This is a genomic window from uncultured Algoriphagus sp. (genome assembly GCF_963974835.1).
GTDB lineage: Bacteria > Bacteroidota > Bacteroidia > Cytophagales > Cyclobacteriaceae > Algoriphagus.
Window position 1 is genome coordinate 121325 of sequence record NZ_CAXBET010000003.1, and the last position, 21824, is coordinate 143148.

A 21824-nucleotide genomic window follows, 5' to 3' on the forward strand; every position below is an offset into this window, starting at 1 on the left:
TAAAAAAGCCGCGGTATAGTCGCAAAAGAATCCTGCAAAGCAGGAGATGACCTTTTGCTATTATTTTGAGTTCAATCGCAATCGATTGCGATAACATAATAAAAAAGACAAGTTTTTGAAATTAATCTTGTTACCCAATCTATCTATGTTTATGAAAAATATTTACAAAAATCTAAGTGCACTTTTTGTGCTCTTAGTTCTAACTGGTGCGGCTGCCTTTGCGCAAAAAACCGTAACCGGTACAGTACTGGATGAGTACGACGTGGGACTTCCTGGTGTCTCTGTCTTAGTGAAAGGCACGACTACAGGTACAGCCACAGACATTGACGGAAAATTCTCCCTTAATGTGCCAAATGATCAGGCTGTTTTAGTTTTTTCCTTTATTGGATATGCATCTATCGAGCAGCCAGTTGGCAACAGAAGTATAGTGGATGTCAAAATGGCACCTGATGAAAGAACTCTTACCGAAATGGTTGTAACTGGTTATACCATTGACAGTCGTAGAGAGACAACAGGTGCAATTGCAACTGTGGATGCCAAAGACTTAGCAGTAATTCCTACTGGTAACGTAGAGCAGGCCCTACAAGGCCGTGTTTCTGGTGTTACTGTGATTACCAACGGTCAGCCAGGTACCACTTCAATTATACGTGTTCGTGGTTTTGGTGCCTTTGGTGGTAACCAACCTTTATACGTTGTAGACGGTGTTCCTGTAGGCTCCACTGATTTCCTTAACCCTGATGACATCGAATCAACTACGGTATTGAAAGATGCTGCCGCTGCTTCTATTTATGGAGCTAGAGCAGCAAGTGGTGTGATCATCTACACTACTAAAAGAGGTAGAAGAGGGAATCAAAAATTGAGAGTTGATTACAACGGTATGTACGGTGTGACTACTCCTGGTACAGGCATCGATATGATGAATCCTCAGGATCAAGCGGAATACACTTGGTTGGCTGAGACAAATGCCGCTGCTGCTGAAGGAAGAGAGCCGAACTATACACACCCGCAGTTTGGCACCGGAACTTCCCCAGTATTACCTTATTATATTCGAGTAGGTGCTCAAGGAGGACTTGCAGGTCCTTTCTCTCCAGACAGATTAGCGGAAGAAGCAGCTAAGTATAATGTTGACTATGGTAAAGGAGATATCTATCAAATTGTTAGAGCGGCTACTGGAGAAGGAACGGATTGGTACGATGCAATCACAAGAAATGCTCCATTAAACCGTCATTCCTTAGGAATTAATGGTGGTTCTGAATTTAGCAGATTCTTTATAGGATTAGGTATTCAGGATCAAGCAGGTATTCTATTAAACAACTCACTTCGCAGAATGTCCTTGAGAGCAAACTCTGAATTTGATGTGACTAAGCGAATCAGAGTTGGCGAAAACTTCCAAGCAACTTATAGAAGATCTTTAGGTATAAACGGTGGTAACGGTGGACAAGGGGTTTCTAGGGAAGAAAACTCTATTCTAGGTGCTTTCCGAATGTCTACCATCATTCCTATTTATGATGAGTTTGGAGGTTATGCGGGTACTGCCGCTACAGGTTTTAACAACCCAAGAAACCCTGTTGCAGAAAGAGATGCTCTAAAAGACAACAGAAGTTTTAATGCTAATATCTTCGGCAACGTATACGCTGAAGCTGATATCATTGACGATTTGACATTTAGATCATCTATCGGTGGTCAGTATAACAATTATTATTATTATAACTACTCAAGACGTCAATACGAAAACTTGGAGAACAACTCCGCTTTCGGATATGGTGAAGGGTCAGGTTATAATTTTGCTTGGACATTTACTAATACATTAGCTTACAAGAAAACATTTGAAAAACACTCATTTGATTTCTTAGCAGGTATGGAGGCTTTAAATACAGGTTCAGGACGTGATATGTCTGCTTCTGGTCAAAACCCATTCTCACAAGATCCGGACTTTATTACAATCTCCAATCTTCCGGTTTCTTCAAGACAAGTGAATTCAGGGCTTTACAGAGGAGTTAACTTCTACTCTATTTTCGGCCGTTTGAATTATACATATAATGATAAGTATTTATTCAGTGCTGTTGTTAGACGTGACGGATCCTCCAGATTTGGTGAAAATTCCAGATATGGTGTATTCCCTGCATTTTCCGCAGCTTGGAGAATCTCGTCTGAAGGTTTCATGGCAAGCTCTACATGGATAGATGAATTGAAAATCCGTGGTGGTTGGGGACAAATGGGTAACTCCAATAACGTAGACCCTAACAACCAGTATTCTCTATTTGGTGGTGATATCGGGGCATCCTCCTATGATATTTCCGGATCTAACTCTTCCGCACTTATCGGGTTTAGAAGAACTAGAATTGGCAACCCGAATGCTCAATGGGAAACTGCAGTTACTCAAAATATCGGGTTTGACGGTACTTTCTTCAATGGCCGTATGGATGTGATATTTGATTTATGGAAAAAAGAGACTAAGGATTTGCTATTCCAGGTTCCGATTCCTGCTACTGCTGGCTATAATGCATCTGCACCGGCAGTGAACATTGGTGAAATGCTAAACCAAGGAGCTGATCTATTGGTGGCTTTCAAAGGAAATCTTTCCAGTGATTTCACTTATGATGTATCTGTTAATGGTTCACTCTTAAAGAACGAGATTGTTTCTTTGGCACCTGGTTTAACCGTGATTACTTCTGCTAATCCAGCATTTAGAGGCATTGAGCCTATTAGAAACATGGTTGGTGAGTCACTTTCTTCATTCTTCGGATATGAGGTAGAAGGATTGTTCAGCTCTGCAGAAGATGTTTCATCCCATGCTACTCAAGATGGTGCTGGTATTGGTCGATTCAAGTATAGAGATATCAACGGTAGAGATGCGAATGGCAATTTGACAGGTCTGCCTGATGGCAAAATTGATCCAGATGATAGAAAAATCCTTGGATCTCCAATTCCAAAATTCACAGGTGGTATGAACTTCACCTTGGGTTACAAAGGTTTTGACTTATCTGCATACGTGTATACATCATTAGGAAATGAAATTTGGAATCAGTCCAAGTGGTTTACTGATTTCTATTCTACTTTCGAAGGTGCAGCTACTTCCGAGCGTTTAAAAGATGCTTGGACTCCTCAAAATCTGGATGCTACCATTCCGATTGTAGAAAAAGCAGCGAATTTCTCCACCTCAAGTGTGGGTAATTCATTCTACGTAGAAGATGGTTCTTATTTAAGGCTTCAGAACGTTACTCTTGGTTACACTTTACCAGCTCCATTATTGGAAAGATGGAGACTTGAAAGACTAAGAGTTTTTGCTTCCGCAAACAACCTGTTTACAATCACAGGATATGAAGGACTTGATCCTGCAGTAGGTGGAGATGCTGATTTGACGTTTGGTATCGATGTAGGTAACTATCCAGTTACTCGTGGTTATACATTCGGTGTGAACCTAAGCTTCTAAGCTTAAGCCTCAACTAGAATCGAGTTATAGAAACTATAATTGATTAAAAACATGAAAAATATAAAATTAAAAGTCGGCGCTCTATTAGCATCCACAGCATTGATGGTTGCAGTGAGTTGTAGCGATGATTTTCTGGAAATTGCGCCAACAGGCTTATTGTCTGAGGCACAGCTAACCTCCCTAGCTGGATTGGACGCCTCCTTGATTGCTGCGTATTCTCAAGTAAATGGTAGAAACTTCAGAATGGCATCTCCTTCCAACTGGGTTTGGGGAAGTATCAGAGGTGGAGATGCAAATAAAGGAACTGACCCTGGGGATTTCAATACGATTAACCCAATTCAGCGTTTTGAAACCGATGCAACCAATGGAAACTTATTTGAAAATTGGCAAGGTCTATATGAAGGAGTTGCTCGTGCAAATAACGTATTAAGACTGCTATTGAATAAGTCCGATGATGTATCAGATGCCGATGTTCAGCGTATATCTGCTCAGGCAAGATTCTTAAGAGGTCATTACTACTTCCAGTTAAAGAGAAATTTCGACAACGTACCTTATATAGATGAGAATATTGATTACGGAACTGGACTGGAAGATGTAGTCAATAATGTGGATATCTGGCCAATGATTGAAGCTGATTTCCAATTTGCGGCAGACAATCTTGCGGCGACTCAATCTCAAGTTGGTAGAGTGAATTCTTGGGCTGCTAAAGCTTATTTAGGCAAGGTTTACTTATATCAAGATAAATTTGCTCAGGCAAAAACAGTTTTTGATGATGTAATCGCAAATGGTGTGACAAGCGGAGGTGAAAAGTATGGATTGATGGCTGATTATGGTAATCTTTTCAGAGGTGAATTTGACAATGGAAAAGAATCCGTTTGGGCTTACCAAGCGGCAGCAAATACAGGTTCTGTAAACAATGCGAACCCTGAATTTGATTTAAATAATCCATATAACTCAGCAGCTCCAGGCGTATGCTGTGGTTTCTTTGCACCTAGTTTTACTTTTGTAAACTCTTTCCGTACGGATTCAAATGGTCTTCCTTTACTCGATGGATCATACAATACACCAGCCAATCTTGTAAAGAACGATATGGGTATAGCTACTGATGAAGCATTTACCATCGATCAAGGCCCAATTGATCCACGTGTAGATCATACTGCAGGTAGAAGAGGTATTCCTTATATCGATTGGCAAGTGCATCCAGGACAATCCTGGATTAGGCAACAGTCTTTCTCTGGTCCATATTCTGTAAAGAAATTCGTTTACTCTAGGACAGAAGTTGGAACATATCAGGATAACAGTTCATGGACTCCAGGTTACACAGGTATCAATGTTAACATTATCCGTTTTGCTGACGTGATATTAATGGCAGCCGAAGCTGAGATAGAAACTGGTGGCCTTGAAAAAGCTAGAGAGTATGTGAACATGATTAGAAATAGAGCAATGAATTCCAATGTTATGAAGCTTGATGGCTCTGGAATGGCAGCTAACTATAAGGTTGGTCTTTATACTGCCCCATGGTCAGATGCTGCTGCAGCTAGAAGAGCAGTTCGTTTCGAAAGAAAACTTGAATTAGGAATGGAAGGTCATAGATTCTATGACTTGGTAAGATGGGGTACTGCATCTGAAGAGTTGAATGCTTACTTATCATTTGACGGAGCTCGCTTATTGAACGCTTTAGGTGGAGCAACTTATACTGACAAACATTCTATTTTGCCTATTCCTCAAAACCAAATAGATCTCGTTGGACCTGATAAATTGATTCAGAATCCAGGTTTCTAAATTATTAATTGAATACTTTAAAGGGGAGGCATTAGCTTCCCCTTTTTTTTGGCATCAAAGGCTAAAAAGCACTTGAAATATTTCTGGTATGGCCTAAAAATGCTAATTTCAGCACAACCCAAGTACCAACCTATTTACTCATGAAGTTCTCTTATTCTGGCCTTTTGGTTTTACTCCTTTTGGCATTTTCCTCTTGCAAAAAAGATTCAACGTTATTTGAGCTTATTCCCGCAAGCAAAACAGGTATTGAGTTTAACAATGAAATAGTAGAAACGGATTCATTCAATATACTTACAGACGAATATATCTTTAACGGTGGAGGGATAGCTGTTGCGGATTTCGATAATAATGGACTTCCAGATTTATTTTTTACAGGAAATCAGGTTGCGAATAAACTATACCTTAATTCGGGCAAATTTAAATTTGAAGATGTTACAGAGGCTGCGGGAGTTGGGGCCGATGACCAATGGTGTACGGGTGCTGTGGTAGTAGATATAAACGGAGACGGCTGGATGGATATCTATATAGCATCAGCTATGAAGCTAGGTCCGGGCGAAAGAAATAATTTACTCTTCGTCAATCAAGGGAAAGATGAATCGGGATCTATTTCTTTTAAAGAAATGGCTTCTGATTATGGTATAGCTGATGCAGGAAATGCAATGTGGGCTGCATTTATTGATTATGATTTAGATGGAGATCTGGATCTCTATGTCCTAAATAACCAACAAAGTCGAAGCGTACCAAGTAATTACCGACTGAAAATCACAGATGGGTCAGCAATCAATAATGACTCTTTTTATAGAAATAATGGCGATGGTACCTTCACAAATGTCACCCTAGAAGCAGGAATTACCATTGAAGGATATGGTTTGGGTGTTTTGGTTTCTGATTTGAATAATGATGGTTGGCCTGACATACATGTAAGCAATGATTATGTGACCAATGATATTTTGTACATCAATAATCAGGATGGTACTTTTTCCAATCAATCCAAAGATTTCCTAAGACATCAGAGTCAGTTCTCTATGGGAGCTGATATTTCCGATTTTAATAACGATGCGAAGCCGGATATTATCACCCTTGATATGCTTGGCGAGGATAATTACCGGAAGAAAACGACCATTGGAAATAATTCCTATCAAGTATACATAAGCAACGAACAGTGGGACTACGAATACCAATATGTTCGAAATATGTTGCATATGAATAATGGCGAAGGAATTCCATTTAGCGAAATAGGGATGTTGGCAGGCATGTACCAGACGGATTGGAGCTGGGCTCCCTTATTTGGTGACGTCGACAATGATGGTTACAGGGATTTGTTGGTGACCAATGGTTTTCCTAGAGATATTACCGACAAGGATTTTGCTAACTATAGAGCGGATGTAGGAAATATAGCATCAAAACGCCAATTGCTCGATTCTATACCAATCGTAAAAATTCCTAATTATGCATTTAAGAATAATGGTGATTTAACTTTTGCCGATGAGGGAAAAGCTTGGGGATTGAACAAGCCTTCCTTTTCAAACGGCGCGGCCTTTGTGGATTTGGACGGAGATGGTGACTTGGATTATGTGGTAAATAACATTAATGATCCGGCATTTGTGTTTGAAAATACCCTGAAAAATTTAGATGGAAAGAATAACTTTTTAAGGATAAAACTGAATGGCCCAAAACTTAATCCCCAGGGGTTAGGCACAAAAGTTCTGCTTACAATGCCAGGGGGAAATCAGCTTTACCAAGAGCAGCAAGTAGTAAGGGGATATATGTCATCCATCGAAGAAGTGATGCATTTCGGAATTGGGAATGTGTCTGAAATCTCATCTATCAAGGTGATTTGGCCGGACGGCAAAGAAATAACGCAGGAGAATATCAAGCCAAATCAAGTAATTGAAATTAAATATTTGGATGCAAAGCAAGGTAAGAATCAGTTAGCCATTATAGATTCAGCCCCGTCTAATGCACTGTTTGCAGAAGTTTCCTCGGAAAAAGGTTTGGAATACACCCACGAAGAAGAAGATAAAGTTGATTTCAATATTCAGCGGGTAATTCCACACAAGTTGAGTCAATATGGACCAAGTCTAGCCGCTGGAGATGTGAATGGAGATGGCTTGGAAGATTTGGTTATTGGATCGGCATCTGGCTTTGCTCCGCAACTGTTTCTTCAGGATGTGGATGGAATGTTTGCTGCCAAGGAATTGATTTCTGAAGATGGCAATTTCTTTGAAGAAATGGGGATTTTGCTAGTTGATGTGGATAATGATTCTGACTTGGATATGTATTTGGTTGGGGGAAGTAATGAGTTTTTGGGCGATGCGACTGAGTACAATGACAGACTGTTTTTGAATGATGGAAAAGGAAACTTTAGCTTAGATAAGAATTTTTCTTCCGTAAAGGCCAGCGGATCTGCTGTTCGTGGAGCTGATTTTAATGGAGATGGATTCATGGATTTGTTTGTAGGTGGCAGGACTCCGGTGACCCAATATCCTTTACCGGAAAGAAGCTTTCTTCTAAAAAACATCAATGGCCAATTTCAGGATGTAACTGATGAAGTAGCTCCCGGGCTTCGCAAAGTGGGGATGGTGACGGACGCCATCTGGTCGGACGTGGATGCTGATGGTCTGGTAGATCTTGTCGTAGTAGGGGAGTTGATGGAGATTACTATTTTCAAAAACTCAGGAGACAAGCTTACCAAACTTGAAGGAACAGGGCTGGAGAATTACTTAGGCTGGTGGAATTCTATCACAGCAGGAGATTTTGATCAAGATGGCGATACTGATTTTGTAGTAGGTAATCTTGGTGAGAATAATTCCCATCACCCTACAGCAGAAAGGCCGGTTAAAATTTACGCCAAGGATTTTGATAATAATGGAAGCGTAGATCCCATTACTTTTGCTTACTACAAGGACCGCGAAGGCAACTACAATTCTTTCCCGAGTCATTTCTGGGGAGATTTATATGGGCAAAGTCCAATGTTCCGAAGGAAGTTTGAGCGCTATAAGCTATACGCTTTGAGCACAGAACAGTCTCTTTTTACTGATCAGGAAAAACAAGATGCGCTTATCCTTACTGGCAATTATGACAAGACAGCTTACATTGAGAATCTGGGAAGCGGCAAATTTCAGGTAAGCAGACTTCCTACTTTAGCACAAATCGCCCCAGTAAATGGATTAATAACTGAGGATGTAAATGGTGATGGGTTTCCGGATGTTGTGATGATAGGAAATGATTATGGCAACGAAATCTTTGTGGGCCGACTTGATGCCCATTTAGGGTTGGTTTTACTAGGGGATGGCAAAGGTGAATTTACACCGATGAGTCCACAGGAAAGTGGATTTATGGTTCCGGGTGATGGAAAAGCTTTGGTGAAAATCGCATCTTCAAAAGGTGAGCCTCTATTGGTAGCTTCTCAAAATAGAGGAAAGTTGCTAGCATTCCAGAATAGTACTTCACAGGGTAGCCGTACAATTGCTCCAGGACAGGAAGTGATGGCTGTTATTTTAGAATTGGAAAATGGTCAAAAACAGCGAATTGAAACCAGCCTAGGATCTGGGTTTTTGTCACAATCAGGAAGACAAATAGTTCTTCCAATAGGACTAAAAGGAATTCAATTGCAGGACTACAAGGGGAATCTCAAAGACGTTGATATGAGTTCCTTGGAGTAATTACTTATACATTTCCCCTGACTTTGCTTTGCAGATATCCACCATCAGTTCAGCTACTTTATCGGTAACATCTTCAAAATATTTCCTCCCTTTTTCAGGGGAGGATTTTTTTGGGTTACCTATTCCAGTGTCTTCTGATACTTCAGACCATTTCCGCTCGGCCCATGCCCATTTCTCCTGAACTCCTTTTATTACAGATTTTTTCTCAGATCCATCCCCGGCTTCCTCCAGTGGCAAAACCAATTCTGGATTTAGATGCATTATGATGGAAGTCTCCATCTCATCTGCATGGTCTCCTGACTCATCGAAGTATTTTGCCTTATCCAAAGCCTGAAACCAGTTGCAAGTGAACAGCATCATTTCTGGAAATTTCAGCCCAAGTTCTCGAAGCATGGTTTTGAAGTCATTACCACCATGGCTATTTACAATTAAGAGCTTCTTAGTTCCTTGTCGATCAAGAACCGTTATAATATCCTGAAGGATCATCAGCTGGGTACTTGGATTCAGGTTGATGTCAAGATAAATATCCGACTGACCAGTGTTTACACCAAAAGGAATGGTTGGCATGATCGTGACGTTAGCTCCTTTTTCCCAAGCCTTTCTGCCGGATTCTCTTGCTACAGCATCCGCCTCGTACACATCAGTGCCATATGGCATATGGTAATTATGAGCTTCTGTTGCTCCCCAGGGTAATACAGCTAGTTCAAAACGATGATTTTTAAGAGTCTTCCAGTTGGATTCGGCAAGGATGTATGGGGTCATAAATTGATTTTAAAGGAAATGAAGGATAGTTAGCCTATTTACCTTCAATTTTGATAATTTGAGGCCTGATTCTAAATTAAGTCTAATGTCACAAAGAAGAAAATTTATCAAGCAATCCTTAATGGGATCTGCATTATTTATACCTGGAGTTTCTACTATTGCTGAGGCTAAAATACCAACACTTCTTGAAGGTGAAAAACCACTAATCCTTTCTACCTGGAATCACGGTTTACCTGCAAACGCCGCGGCTGTAGAAAAGTTGAAATCAGGTGGAAGTATAATAGATGCAGTGGAAACTGGTGTAAAAGATACGGAGCTTGATTTGAGTAATCTGTCAGTAGGTTTACAAGGCTTACCAGATCGGGAGGGAATTACCACACTTGATGCTTCGATAATGTCTGGAGACGGTTCGTGTGGAGCAGTGGCGTTTGTAAGGCAAGTGAAGCATCCCATTTCACTGGCAAGAGTAGTGATGGAGAAAACACCCCATGTAATGATAGTAGGTGAAGGTGCCAGACAATTAGCAATTGCTGAGGGTTTTCCAATCGAGAAAGAAGAACTAAGTCCGAAAGCTAAGGAAGAATACGAAAAATGGAAAGTTACGAGTAAGTACAAGCCTGTAATTAATATTGAAAATCACGATACCATCGGGATGATCGGAATGGATGCTAAGGGTAACCTAGCGGGGAGCTGTACTACTAGTGGTCTTTCTTATAAAATGCACGGTCGAGTAGGAGATAGTCCTATCATCGGTGCCGGATTGTTTGTTGATAATGAAGTCGGGGCGGCTACAGCGACCGGGCTTGGGGAGTCTATCATTCGGATTTGTGGAAGCTTTTTGATTGTGGAATTAATGCGCCAAGGCAGGACTCCTCAGGAAGCTTGTGAAGAAGCTGTGAAGCGATTGATCGCCAAAAACAGCAAGGATATAAAAGATATACAAGCTGGTTTCCTTGCCATGAATAAAGATGGAGAAGTAGGGGCTTTTGCAGTTCACCCTGGATTCAACTTTGCGCAGGCCACTTTGCAAAAAAACTTAATGATTGATTCAGGCTCACATTTCAAAAAAGGATGAGTAAGATAATCTTAGAATCTCCGGTTTTTAATGTGGAAGCTGCTATGGATGCAGCAAATTTTGGAGTAAACCGACTGGAGCTATGCGCCAATTTTCCTGAAGGAGGAGAAACACCCAGCGCAGGGATGCTTAAGTTTTTAAAGACTGAGATTGATATTCCGGTTTTTGTTATGATCCGGCCACGAGGTGGTGATTTCGCCTACTCCCAAAAGGAATTGATGGTGATGAAGAGGGATATAGAATTGTTGGGTGAGCAAGGCGCGGATGGTTTTGTTTTTGGGGCGTTGGATAAGTATGGATTTGTCGACATTGATTCTTGCAAATCATTGTTGCGAACTGCTTCCGGAAAACCATGTACTTTCCATAGGGCTTTTGATGCTTCAGCAGATTATTTCGACTCGTTGGAGAAAATAATTTCCTGCGGTTTTGATCGGATTTTAACTTCTGGTGGAAAGAATTCTGTCACCGAGGGACTAGAGACCTTGAAAGAATTGCTTATTAAAGCCCAGGATAGAATCAGCATAATGCCTGGGGGAGGCAGCAAGCCAGAGCATGTAAATGAGTTGAGAAAAACAGGTTTTCTGAAAGAGATTCATGCTTCATGCAAAACCTTCAAGCCCTCTACTAATCAATTTATTAATCCGGATTTGTCATTTTCGGATGATCCAAAATCCTTTACACATCATCTAAGGATTGATCAGGAAGTTGTGGGGCGGTTTTTGAGGGCAATAGGAGAATGAGGTTTAGAAGCTGGATTGTCTTGTTTTTTGCATCATTGGCATTTTCATGTAGCCCGATTTCGGAGCGGAAGCAGCCGCCGCCTTCCTTGGAGCAACTTGCCGCCACAGATCTGAATCTGAATGGAGAGCAATTGGCAAATGCCTACTGTGCAACTTGCCATCTGAAACCGGAGCCGGAAATCTTGGACAAAAATACCTGGAAGGAAAAGGTGTTGCCAGATATGCGAAAGCGTATGGGGTTAATATTGCCGGAGGATTTTGGTCAACCACTACCGGAAGACAGTGGAGTGCCAGCAGGCATATATTCTAAGCAACAGTTTATAAGAGCAAAGGACTGGGAGAAAATCTTATCCTATTACATAGAGGAATCTCCAGATTCGCCTTTGCCGCAGGCTGAAAAGGCAATGCCGGGTGAAGGTATTCCAGGTTTTGATGTGTCTAGACCAGATTTTCAAAGAATAAAAGGTAATCTATCCACTATGCTCAGAATCCATCCATCGACCGGAGATTTGTGGCTAGGTGATCGTCTGGAGATGATCTATATATTGGACTCTCAAAACGGATTTAGAATCAAAGATTCTATCCCCACTGAAGTTGCGCCAGTGGATATCAATTGGAATTCAGATAATTCCTTTGATTTGCTGACAATGGGACGAATGGATCCTTCCAACGACACCTTAGGGAAAGTCATCAATTTTAGGAAAGATGGAGCTGAATGGAAGAGTGAGGAGTTGTTGGCAAAGCTAATTCGTCCGGTAAATTTGACTCTGGCAGACTGGAATTCTGACGGTGAATCCGATAGGGTAGTTTCGCACTTTGGTAATCACTTCGGGAAATTGAGTATCTATCTTTCAGGCAATCCAGACCCAAAAGAAGTGATTTTAAATGCCAATCCTGGGGCTCGGAGAACAATGGCTGTGGATTTTGATAAAGATGGCGACCTAGATGTGATTGGTCTGATGGCGCAAGCCAAAGAAGGTGTATATGTTTGGTTAAATGAAGGGAGTGGGGTATTTAAGGAAAGAGCATTGTTACGCTTTCAACCAGCATTTGGATCCAGCGATTTTAGATTTGAAGATGTGAACCAGGACGGTCATCAAGATATCATAGTTGTAAATGGTGATAATGCTGATTTGTCTCAGGAGCCTAAATATTTTCACGGAGTCCATGTTTTTTTAAACGATAGTGAAAATGAGTTTGAAGAATCTTGGTTTTACCCTATGTATGGTTCAAGTGGAATCGAAATAGCGGATTTTGATGGAGATGGAGATCTGGATTTCTTCATTTTAGCATTCTTTCCTGAAGAATTTCAGGACCCCAAACAGAATTTGGTGTATTTCAGGCAGAACGATAAAGGCGAGTTTGATCCCTTCGTGATGAGTCAAAAGATAGAGGGGAATTGGCTTACCATGACTTCTGGAGATGCAGATTTAGATGGGGATATTGATGTAGTAGTGGGAGCATTTGAATTTGACGATCTTTATAAGGGAGCAAAAAATGTCTGGAAGCCTTTTTTATATTTCCAGAACCAAATGAACTAAAATTTTGAATAGTTACAATATGTGGAAATTAAGTATTGATTAATCATATTTTTTAAACTATTATTTTTATTTGTGATTCATTATCGGTAATTTATTCTTTCATCCTTAATTTTATTTTATGGTAAAAAGTTATCAAGGGGTTAGAGTGGCAGAGCCTAAGAAGGCCCCGATTCCTCAAATTCTAGTCAAAGAGTACATGAGTACTAATTTGATCACCTTCCACCCAGATGACACCATTGATCAAGTGATGGAAGTGCTTACTAAGAAAAGGATTTCTGGAGCTCCAGTAATTGATTCTTCGGGAGCATTGGTAGGGATTATTTCTGAGGTGGATTGCCTAAAAGAAATTATTAAAGGAAAGTATACAAATACCCCGAAATTTCCAGGAAAGGTAAGTGAGCACATGTCTGTGGATGTAATGACACTTTCTCCTGATTTATCGATTTTTGATGCTGCCTCCGAGTTTTTAGAGCATAAAATCCGAAGATTTCCAGTGATGAAGGATGGTAGGCTGTTAGGGCAGATTAGTCTTTCAGATATAATTAGGGCTTTTCCGACGATGAAACATACGACTTGGTAATTGGTAAGTTGGTTTAAAATGTAAAAGCCCACTGGTATTTTAGTACATCAGCGGGCTTTTTTGTGTTGTTTAAAACCTATGCTTACCTCCGCTATTCAACCAATAAGGTCAAAAGCAGTCTTGGATATGTTTAATTTTATAATTGAGGCAACTTCGGTCTTCCCACCAAATAAGTAAAGAATCCAAGGCTACTAACATCACTGTGAATAATCTTAAAATCTAAATATCATATTGATTTTCACAAATACTGAAATCATATCAGATTACTTTGAGGAATCAATAGCTCTTTCCACATCCTGAATAATGTCTTCGTAATGCTCCAGGCCTACCGATAATCTCACTAATCCATCAGAGATTCCAACTTGAGCTCTTTCTTCAACAGAAAGTTTGCTGTGGGTAGTCGAAGCCGGGTGAGTCACTATGCTCCGGCTGTCCCCTAGATTTGCAGTGATGGACACCATTTGAAGCTGATCAATAAAACGCTGAGCACGCTGGACGCCACCTTTTAGGTCCAAAGTAATTACACCACCACCTTGACTCATTTGTTTTCTTGCAATTTCGTATTGAGGATGGGATTTTAAAAATGGATATTTTACAGCTAGCAGTTCTGAATTGCCTTCGAAATACTCGGCAACTTTCAATGCATTACTGCAGTGTCTGTCCATTCTCAATCCCAGTGTTTCCATGCTTTTTGCAAGGATCCAGGCATTGAATGGCGAAATGGAGGGGCCAGTATGTCTAGCAAAAAACTGTACTTCTTTCATCAGGTCTGCCTTTCCCAAGATCAATCCGCCAAGTACCCGCCCTTGTCCATCAATGTATTTGGTAGCACTATGCGTCACGATATGAGCTCCCCACTTTGCAGGTTGCTGTAAATATGGTGAAGCAAAACAATTGTCCACTACTAAGATTAAATTGTGAGCAGCAGCGAATTTTCCCGCCCACTCCAGATCGATTATCTCCAGCCCAGGATTGGAAGGAGTTTCGATGAAAAGCATTTTAGTATTAGGCTGAACAAGTTTGTCCCAATTCAGATAGTCAGAAATATCGCCGTAAGTAGATGTGATTCCCCATTTAGGAAATACTCTGGTTAATAACTGATGCGTAGATCCGAAAAGCGAACGAGCAGCCAGCACATGATCTCCTTGCTGAAGGAGCGCTGCTATGCTTCCAAACATTGCTGCCATCCCAGATGCGGTTGCGAATCCATCTTCAGTGCCTTCCGCTGCGCAGACTTTCTGGATTAAGTCGCTGGAATTAGGATTGGCATATCGGGAATAGATGTTCCCGTCAATTTCATCTGCAAAAGTGGCTCTTGCCTCCTCAGCCGAATCAAATGTAAAACTGGATGTTAGATAAATCGGAGCTGAATGCTCGCGTTGGCTGGACTTGGATGGTGAAATTCGTATGGAGTTCGTTTCAAAGTGCTTACTCATTTATTGATCAGTTTAGAATTTACATTACTAATCAAGCAGATTTGAGAAAATCAAACCCAGAGGCGGAATACGAACTAAAAGGGATTATTTGTAAAGTAAGCCAATCTATAGTTCCCGCGTAGGGTAGGATTTGGCACCGTTCTCCGTTTCGGGATGGTTGCCAGAGGGTCATAGAGCCTAATCTCTCGCCTCTTCTTTATAAATCAGTTGCCTGAAGTGGTGCAAAGAAAGACCTTGATTTGTTGAATTCCAAATCTTATTTGATCAATCGTTAAATTGATTCATAGTTCGATCAACTCCGATAGCACAAAAACTCAGGGTCATCTCTATAGCTTTGTCCATGATGGTAGGTAATTCTGCGAATTCGTCAGAAGTGAATTTGCCCAAAACAAAATCGATCTGCCTTCCTTTAGGGAAGTCATCACCTATTCCCATTCGTAGTCTTGAGTAGTTCTGGCCCCCTGTCAATTCCTCAATATTCTTAAGCCCATTGTGGCCAGCTGCGCTGCCTTTTGGTTTCATACGAAGTTTTCCAAAAGGAATAGCTACATCATCCACGATCACAAGCGTGTTCTCTTTGGCAATCTGAAGTTCCTTCATCCAGTAGTTCATGGCCTTCCCACTTAGATTCATGTATGTAGTGGGTTTGATCATGTGGATTGTTCTGCCTTTGTGTTTAAATTCTGTTTTGAAGGCAAGCCTATCGCTTTTCCATGAACATTCTTTTGCGTCAGCAAGTCTGTCCACTGTCAAAAATCCGATATTGTGCCTAGTAAGTTCGTATTCCGGGCCAATATTACCCAAGCCAATAATTAAATATTTCATTGTACAATTGCGAGAAAGGGTCGAAAATAAAAAATCCTGCCCAGTGAAAGGCAGGATTTATGTCAATTTCAATTGGAAGATTATTCTTCTCCGGCTTTCTTGCCTCTAAGAGCTCTTGGTACACCAATAGTCACAATAGAAACGTTAGGGCTTGTAAGGATTTCGAAACCTTCAACATCTAAATCTTCAACTTTGAAAGATTTACCCAAATCAAGATTAGAGATATCTACAGGGATAACGTCTGGAAAATCTTTTGCAAGACCTTTTACTTTCAATACTCTTGTTTTTAACTCCAACTTACCACCTTTTGCAAGTCCTGGTGAGCTACCTGAAACTTTTACAGGGATCTCAAACTTAATTGGCTTGTCTTCAGCATAAGCAACAAAATCAGCGTGTAGAATTGCTTCACTAACTGGGTGATATTGCGCATCTTTCAATACGGCTTTGATGATAGTTCCTTCGATGTTCAAAGAAACCATGTGCACTTCAGGAGTGTAAATTAAGTCTCTGAACAGAATGATAGGAGAGTAGAAGTGAATCTGCTCTTTGATACCAGGTCCGTAAACCACGCAGGGAACATTACCTGATTCTCTCAATTCAGAAAGACTGGCACCGTCGAGATTTGCTCTTTTAAACCCTATAATCTCTAAATTTTTCATATGTATTGATTTTTAATTTCTATATAATTCCGCGTTATGGATTGTCATCCCTCCTTGAGATGCATCTCCTTGCTCGATTACACAGTATTTTTAATATTGGTTCTTAGATAAACAAAGAACTGATAGAAGTATTTCCTGTCACGGCGTGAATAGCCTTTGCAAATAGGTCAGCGACTGTCAATACTTTGATCTTGGATGATTTTTGCCTAGGAGTAATGGTGTCTGTAATCACCAATTCTTCCAAAACTGAGTTTTCGATGTTTTCGTAAGCTTTGCCTGAAAGTACCCCGTGCGTTGCAATGGCTCTTACTGAATTAGCTCCTTTTTCCATGACAATCTGAGCAGCTTTGCAGAGCGTTCCCGCTGTATCTACCAAATCATCCACTAGAATCACATCTTTACCCTCAACATCCCCGATAACTTGCATGGAAGCAATCTCGTTGGCTCTTTTTCTGTGCTTGTCACAGACCACCATTTCTACTTCAAAATGCTTGGCATAAGCCCTAGCTCTAGCTACTCCCCCCACATCCGGAGACGCGAAAATCATATCCGGAAGTCTTAGCGAATTCAAATAGGGCACAAAAATAGCTGATCCATTTAAATGATCCAAAGGTATATCGAAAAAACCTTGAATTTGTCCGGCATGTAGATCACAAGTCATGATTCTGTCCGCTCCTGCCGATGTGATCATATTTGCAATAGCTTTCGCAGCAATAGAAACCCTAGGTCTATCTTTCCTGTCTTGCCTTGCATAGCCAAAATAGGGTATCACTGCGCATACTTTATAGGCGCTGGCTCTTCTGGCAGCGTCTATCATCAAGCATAGTTCTAGTAAATTATCACTTGGAGGAGTAGTGCTTTGGACTAGAAATACGGTGCAGCCTCTGATGGATTCATCAAAACTTGGCGATAATTCTCCATCGCTAAATTTGGAGAGAGTGAGCTCTCCCAATTTTTTACCATAATTTTTGGCGACTTTTTCTGCAAGTGATTGGCTATTGGTGCCTGAAAATATTTTAACCTCGGACATGGTTCGATGTTTTTGACGGGAAAGATTTGGAATGGGTTTAAGAGCAAAAGTAGTGATTTTTGAATGGAAGGCTAGGATGTCGAGATTTGAATCATAAGAATATTATGAGATTTGCAGTGATTTCAGGTAGTTAATTTCCAGTTAAAAGTGCCGTTATCATCCTGATCAAATTAACTACAGGCGATAGAGACTTTGCAAATAAAATTTTAAAAAAAATAAAGTTAGTCTAGTTCCTATCCGAATAGAAATTGGTGTAGGTAATAATCTGACTATACGCAATGTTGCCAGTTAAATTAAATTTTTTCCTTTTCGGGCCGGAAGACCAATGACCGAAGTGGCCTCAACTCATAAGTTTAACATATCCTAAATTGCTTTTTCCTCTTAACTGATAGAAATGCGGATATACATAATTAATGGTTTATTATTAAATGGTATTTTATTCCAAGTTGTTTAAACCTAGAAATTTGGCAGGTACCGTTTATTCTTTAATAAGAAAATCGACTCAAAAAATCAGATTTTTTGTTGAAAAGTAGTATCACGCGTTTAAAATTCACCGCAATAGTTCCATTCCTGTAATATTTTAGGAAAAGAGGGATTTGATCCGTGATAGACTTTTTTTTCATACTATTTTAGAAAAGTATTACGCAGAATATTTATAAAACCAACCCACAAGCATATGAGATTAAGATTTACTTTTCTATTGCTGCTTTATGCCCTATCCTTTGGCATATTCGCACAAAATGTACCTACCCCAAAATCACATTTTGGATTTGATATCGGCGATGATTATAAGCTTGCCAATTTTACCCAAACAGAAGCATACTTTAAGAAAGTAGCTGATGCCAGCGACCGCGTTCGCATGGTCGAAATTGGTAAGACCGAGTACGGAAGATCGCAGCCAATGATGATCGTGACCTCCCCGGCTAATTATAATAAGCTTGATCGATATAAAGAAATTTCCCAGACCTTGGCTCATGCTGAAATCACTAAAGAGGAAGCTGAAAAACTTTCGGTAGAAGGCAAGCCTGTCGTTTGGATCGATGGAGGATTGCATGCTAATGAAGTAGTAGGCCCGCATCAATTGATCGAAACACTCTATCAATTAGCGTCCAGAGATGATGCTGAGACCTTGAAGATTTTGGAGGATGTCATTGTACTGATCGTTCATGCCAATCCGGACGGAATGGAAATCATGTCAGACTGGTATATGAGAAAGGAAAATCCGGAAGAGCGTGATCAAAATATTCCCATTCTTTATCAAAAATATGTAGGGCATGATAACAACCGTGATTTCTACATGAACAATATGAGTGAGGCGGCGAATATGTCCCTTCAGCAATACGTAGAGTGGATTCCTCAGATAATTTACAATCATCACCAGGCTGGACCTGCTGGTACAGTAGTGGCAGGTCCTCCATACAGGGATCCTTTTAATCATGTGTTCGATCCATTAATCATCACAAGTCTGGACGCAGTGGGAGCAGCGATGATTAACCGCATGCATCAGGAGGATCGACCTGGATATACTCGTTTAGATGGCTCGGTTTTTTCTACCTGGTGGAATGGAGGTCTCCGTACGACTCCTTACTATCATAATATCATCGGTATTTTGACGGAGATCATAGGAAATCCCACCCCTTCCAAAGTTCCTTTGGTTCCTGAGCGACTGATTCCAAATAATGGAACACCTTATCCTATCACTCCTCAGGATTGGCATTTCAGAAGATCAATTGATTATTCAGTCTCCTTGAACTATGCGATATTAAACCATGCTGTAAGACATGGGGATGAATTGCTTTACAACATCTGGTTGATGGGCAAAAAGGCCATTGAAAAAGGCAGCCAAGATAATGTAACCATGTATCCAAAATACGCGCAAGCCGTGGAAGAAGCATTTGCCAAATCGCAAAAAAAGAAAAGTGATGACGATGAGGATGCTGCTTTTTATGGCTACAGATCAGGTTTACCGGAGCAATTTTATGATTCAGTCTATTTGGATCCAGCAAATAGGGATCCACGTGGCTACATACTTTCTGCTGATCAGCCGGATTTCCCAACTGCGGTGAAATTCATGAATGCGCTGATCAAATCAGGTATTTTGGTTGAAAAAGCCACTGCTGATTTCACTGTGAATGGTAAAGAATATCCGGCTAACTCGTTTATCGTTAAAACTTCGCAGGCATTCCGCGCGCATGTAATTGATATGTTCGAGCCACAGGATCATCCAAACGATTTCCTATATCCTGGAGGTCCCCCTATCAGGCCATATGATGCTGCAGGCTGGACACTTGCTTATCAGATGGGAGTAGAGGTGGATCGTTTCTATGAAGGCTTCGATGGTCCATTTGAGCATATACCTTATGGTGAGATTCAATCTCCCCCAGCAAAAACTCTCGCCAGCGGATCTGGATATCTTCTGGATGCTAGAAACAATAACAGCTTCATGGCTGTCAATGATCTTCTTAAAGCTAAAGTGAAAGTTTATAGAACCAGCACTTCAGTGGATGGATTACCAGTTGGTTCATTCTACGTAAGCGGAGGTAAAAAAGAATTGGAAGTAGCTGCCAAGGAATATGGCGTGTATCCTGTACCTGCTGCTTCCATGCCAAAAGGAGCAACGCAGATCCAACCCGCACGTATTGGCTTGTACGATTACTATGGGGGGTCGATGCCTTCTGGTTGGGTTAGATGGATGATGGAGCAATTTCATTTTGAATACCAGCTTGTGTTTCCGCAGGAGATCGATGCAGGAGATTTGAATGATAATTACGATGTGTTAGTATTTATAGGGCCTGGTATTCCTGGAGTAGGCGCTAGAGGATATTCCAGATCTATGCCGAAGCCTGAAGAAATAGATGAGCAATACAGACACATGCTTGGAAGTTTTTCTGCAGACAAATCTGTTCCGCAGATTAAAGAATTTTTGGAGCAGGGTGGAGAAGTAATTACCGTTGGTTCTGCCACTGATTTGGCTTTCCACCTAGATCTTCCAGTGGAAGATGCATTAGTAGAAATAGGAGCAAATGGTCAAGAAAAATCTCTGAGTGGTGAGAAATATTACATTCCAGGCTCAGTGCTGGAAATGTATGTGGACAATTCTGTACCTATCAATTATGGAATGGGTGAAAAGACTTTCATCATGTTCAATAGAAGTCCAGTCTTCAAATTAGCTCCTTCTGCTGCTAATATTGGGGTGAAGCCGATCGCATGGTTTGGAGAAGAAGAGCCATTAAAAAGTGGTTGGGCTTGGGGTCAATCCTACCTTAAAAATGGAGTGACAGCCTTCGAAGCGCAAATAGGCAAAGGCAAGTTCTACGCTTTTGGGCCAGAGATTACTTTCAGAGCACAATCCCACGGAACATTTAAGATGTTGTTTAATGGACTATATCAATAAAAATTTTACTATTAGATAAACAAAAGCCATCGTAAAAGATGGCTTTTGTTTTTTAGCTGAGGGTTTAAAAAATCCGTACTATGCTAGAGTAGTTAGTAAAATATCAAAAAGTAAATTTTCTTAATAAAACCGGATCGAAATTAAACTAAATGGATAATTATCTCCAATACACAGAAGCTGAGTTAGGACTCTGGTTATTCCAAATGAAGAAGCGTCCAAGTCTCGGTGGGCGTCTGACTCATGGAGTGCAGAACAAAATCAATGAGTGGATTCCTGAGAAATTTCATACCGTAGTGACAACAGCGATTGAAAATATGGTGAAGGCGGTGCTTACCGGTTCTGGCTGGATAGTACCAAATCCTTCGAAAGAACTACCATTTAAGGTAAGGGAATTGAAAGTCCGAAACCGGATCAAGTGGTATAGAAATACAGCTTCTGCAGAAGGAGCGATCACAGGAGCAGGAGGGATTTTACTTGGGTTCGCAGATTTTCCTGCTTTTCTTACCATCAAAATGAAAATGCTATTTGATATAGCTTCCCTTTATGGTTTAGATACCAAAGATTACCATGAACGCTTGTATCTCTTATACATTTTTCAGTTGACTTTTTCGAGTCAGGCAAGGAGGAACGACCTGATTGGCCTTGTGGAAAATTGGGGTGAATTTTTGGATACTTTACCCCCAACTTTAAATGAATTTGACTGGAGAACTTTTCAGCTTGACTATAGGGACTATATAGATTTGGCGAAGCTTGCACAGCTAATTCCAATAGTTGGAGCAGGAGTTGGAGCCGTTGCAAATTATCGGCTCACAGAGCAGCTCGGGAAAAATGCCATGAATGCTTACCGACTTAGGATTTTAAAAAAGGCATAATCACTTTTCACACCCAGTTCCCTAACTTAA

14 protein-coding genes and 1 riboswitch are annotated in these 21824 nt (G+C 40.7%); of the genes, 9 read left to right on the plus strand and 5 right to left on the minus strand.

What is annotated here, in order from left to right; genetic code table 11:
- Positions 1-145 precede the first annotated feature (145 nt).
- From AACZ73_RS08590 to AACZ73_RS08600, 3 genes are all read left to right on the plus strand, one after another.
- Positions 146-3433, plus strand: a complete 3288-nt coding sequence (locus AACZ73_RS08590; protein WP_339877453.1) for a TonB-dependent receptor — start codon at positions 146-148, stop codon at positions 3431-3433.
- Between the two features lie 51 nt (positions 3434-3484).
- Positions 3485-5215 carry a RagB/SusD family nutrient uptake outer membrane protein gene (locus tag AACZ73_RS08595; protein ID WP_339877148.1) on the plus strand — a complete coding sequence of 577 codons (1731 nt, stop codon included), beginning with the start codon at positions 3485-3487 and terminating at the stop codon, positions 5213-5215.
- Positions 5216-5355: 140 nt separating this feature from the next.
- Entirely contained in the window at positions 5356-8880 is a 3525-nt protein-coding gene (locus AACZ73_RS08600) for a VCBS repeat-containing protein (RefSeq protein ID WP_339877149.1), read from the plus strand.
- On the opposite strand, the gene AACZ73_RS08605 is transcribed toward AACZ73_RS08600, so the two are convergent.
- Positions 8881-9642: a creatininase family protein gene (locus AACZ73_RS08605; RefSeq protein WP_339877150.1), complete on the minus strand. Its 762-nt coding sequence runs from the start codon at positions 9640-9642 to the stop codon at positions 8881-8883.
- An 85-nt stretch (positions 9643-9727) separates the two neighbouring features.
- Here AACZ73_RS08605 and AACZ73_RS08610 point away from each other — a divergent pair, with 85 nt between their 5' ends.
- From AACZ73_RS08610 to AACZ73_RS08625, 4 genes are all read left to right on the plus strand, one after another.
- Positions 9728-10717 carry a N(4)-(beta-N-acetylglucosaminyl)-L-asparaginase gene (locus tag AACZ73_RS08610; RefSeq protein ID WP_339877151.1) on the plus strand — a complete coding sequence of 330 codons (990 nt, stop codon included), beginning with the start codon at positions 9728-9730 and terminating at the stop codon, positions 10715-10717.
- Entirely contained in the window at positions 10714-11457 is a 744-nt protein-coding gene (locus tag AACZ73_RS08615) for a copper homeostasis protein CutC (RefSeq protein WP_339877152.1), read from the plus strand. The genes AACZ73_RS08610 and AACZ73_RS08615 overlap by 4 nt, the downstream gene beginning before the upstream one ends.
- Positions 11454-12998 carry a VCBS repeat-containing protein gene (locus AACZ73_RS08620; protein ID WP_339877153.1) on the plus strand — a complete coding sequence of 515 codons (1545 nt, stop codon included), beginning with the start codon at positions 11454-11456 and terminating at the stop codon, positions 12996-12998. The genes AACZ73_RS08615 and AACZ73_RS08620 overlap by 4 nt, the downstream gene beginning before the upstream one ends.
- A gap of 118 nt (positions 12999-13116) precedes the next feature.
- Positions 13117-13578: a CBS domain-containing protein gene (locus AACZ73_RS08625; protein WP_339877154.1), complete on the plus strand. Its 462-nt coding sequence runs from the start codon at positions 13117-13119 to the stop codon at positions 13576-13578.
- A 263-nt stretch (positions 13579-13841) separates the two neighbouring features.
- Here the strand turns inward: AACZ73_RS08625 and AACZ73_RS08630 are convergent, their stop codons facing one another.
- The 4 genes from AACZ73_RS08630 to AACZ73_RS08645 form a co-directional block, all read right to left on the minus strand.
- Positions 13842-15014: a PLP-dependent transferase gene (locus AACZ73_RS08630; protein WP_339877155.1), complete on the minus strand. Its 1173-nt coding sequence runs from the start codon at positions 15012-15014 to the stop codon at positions 13842-13844.
- 102 nt (positions 15015-15116) lie between these two features.
- A riboswitch (SAM riboswitch) is annotated at positions 15117-15219 on the minus strand.
- Between the two features lie 59 nt (positions 15220-15278).
- Positions 15279-15839 (minus strand): aminoacyl-tRNA hydrolase, encoded by a 561-nt coding sequence (pth, locus tag AACZ73_RS08635; RefSeq protein ID WP_339877156.1) that lies wholly within the window; start codon positions 15837-15839, stop codon positions 15279-15281.
- 80 nt (positions 15840-15919) lie between these two features.
- Positions 15920-16498: a 50S ribosomal protein L25 gene (locus AACZ73_RS08640; RefSeq protein ID WP_339877157.1), complete on the minus strand. Its 579-nt coding sequence runs from the start codon at positions 16496-16498 to the stop codon at positions 15920-15922.
- A gap of 103 nt (positions 16499-16601) precedes the next feature.
- Entirely contained in the window at positions 16602-17528 is a 927-nt protein-coding gene (locus tag AACZ73_RS08645) for a ribose-phosphate pyrophosphokinase (RefSeq protein ID WP_339877158.1), read from the minus strand.
- Between the two features lie 676 nt (positions 17529-18204).
- On the opposite strand from AACZ73_RS08645, the gene AACZ73_RS08650 reads away from it, so the two are divergent.
- On the plus strand, positions 18205-20922 hold the full coding sequence (locus tag AACZ73_RS08650; protein WP_339877159.1) for a M14 metallopeptidase family protein: 2718 nt from the start codon (positions 18205-18207) through the stop codon (positions 20920-20922).
- A 149-nt stretch (positions 20923-21071) separates the two neighbouring features.
- Positions 21072-21794 carry an EcsC family protein gene (locus tag AACZ73_RS08655; RefSeq protein ID WP_339877160.1) on the plus strand — a complete coding sequence of 241 codons (723 nt, stop codon included), beginning with the start codon at positions 21072-21074 and terminating at the stop codon, positions 21792-21794.
- Positions 21795-21824 lie beyond the last annotated feature (30 nt).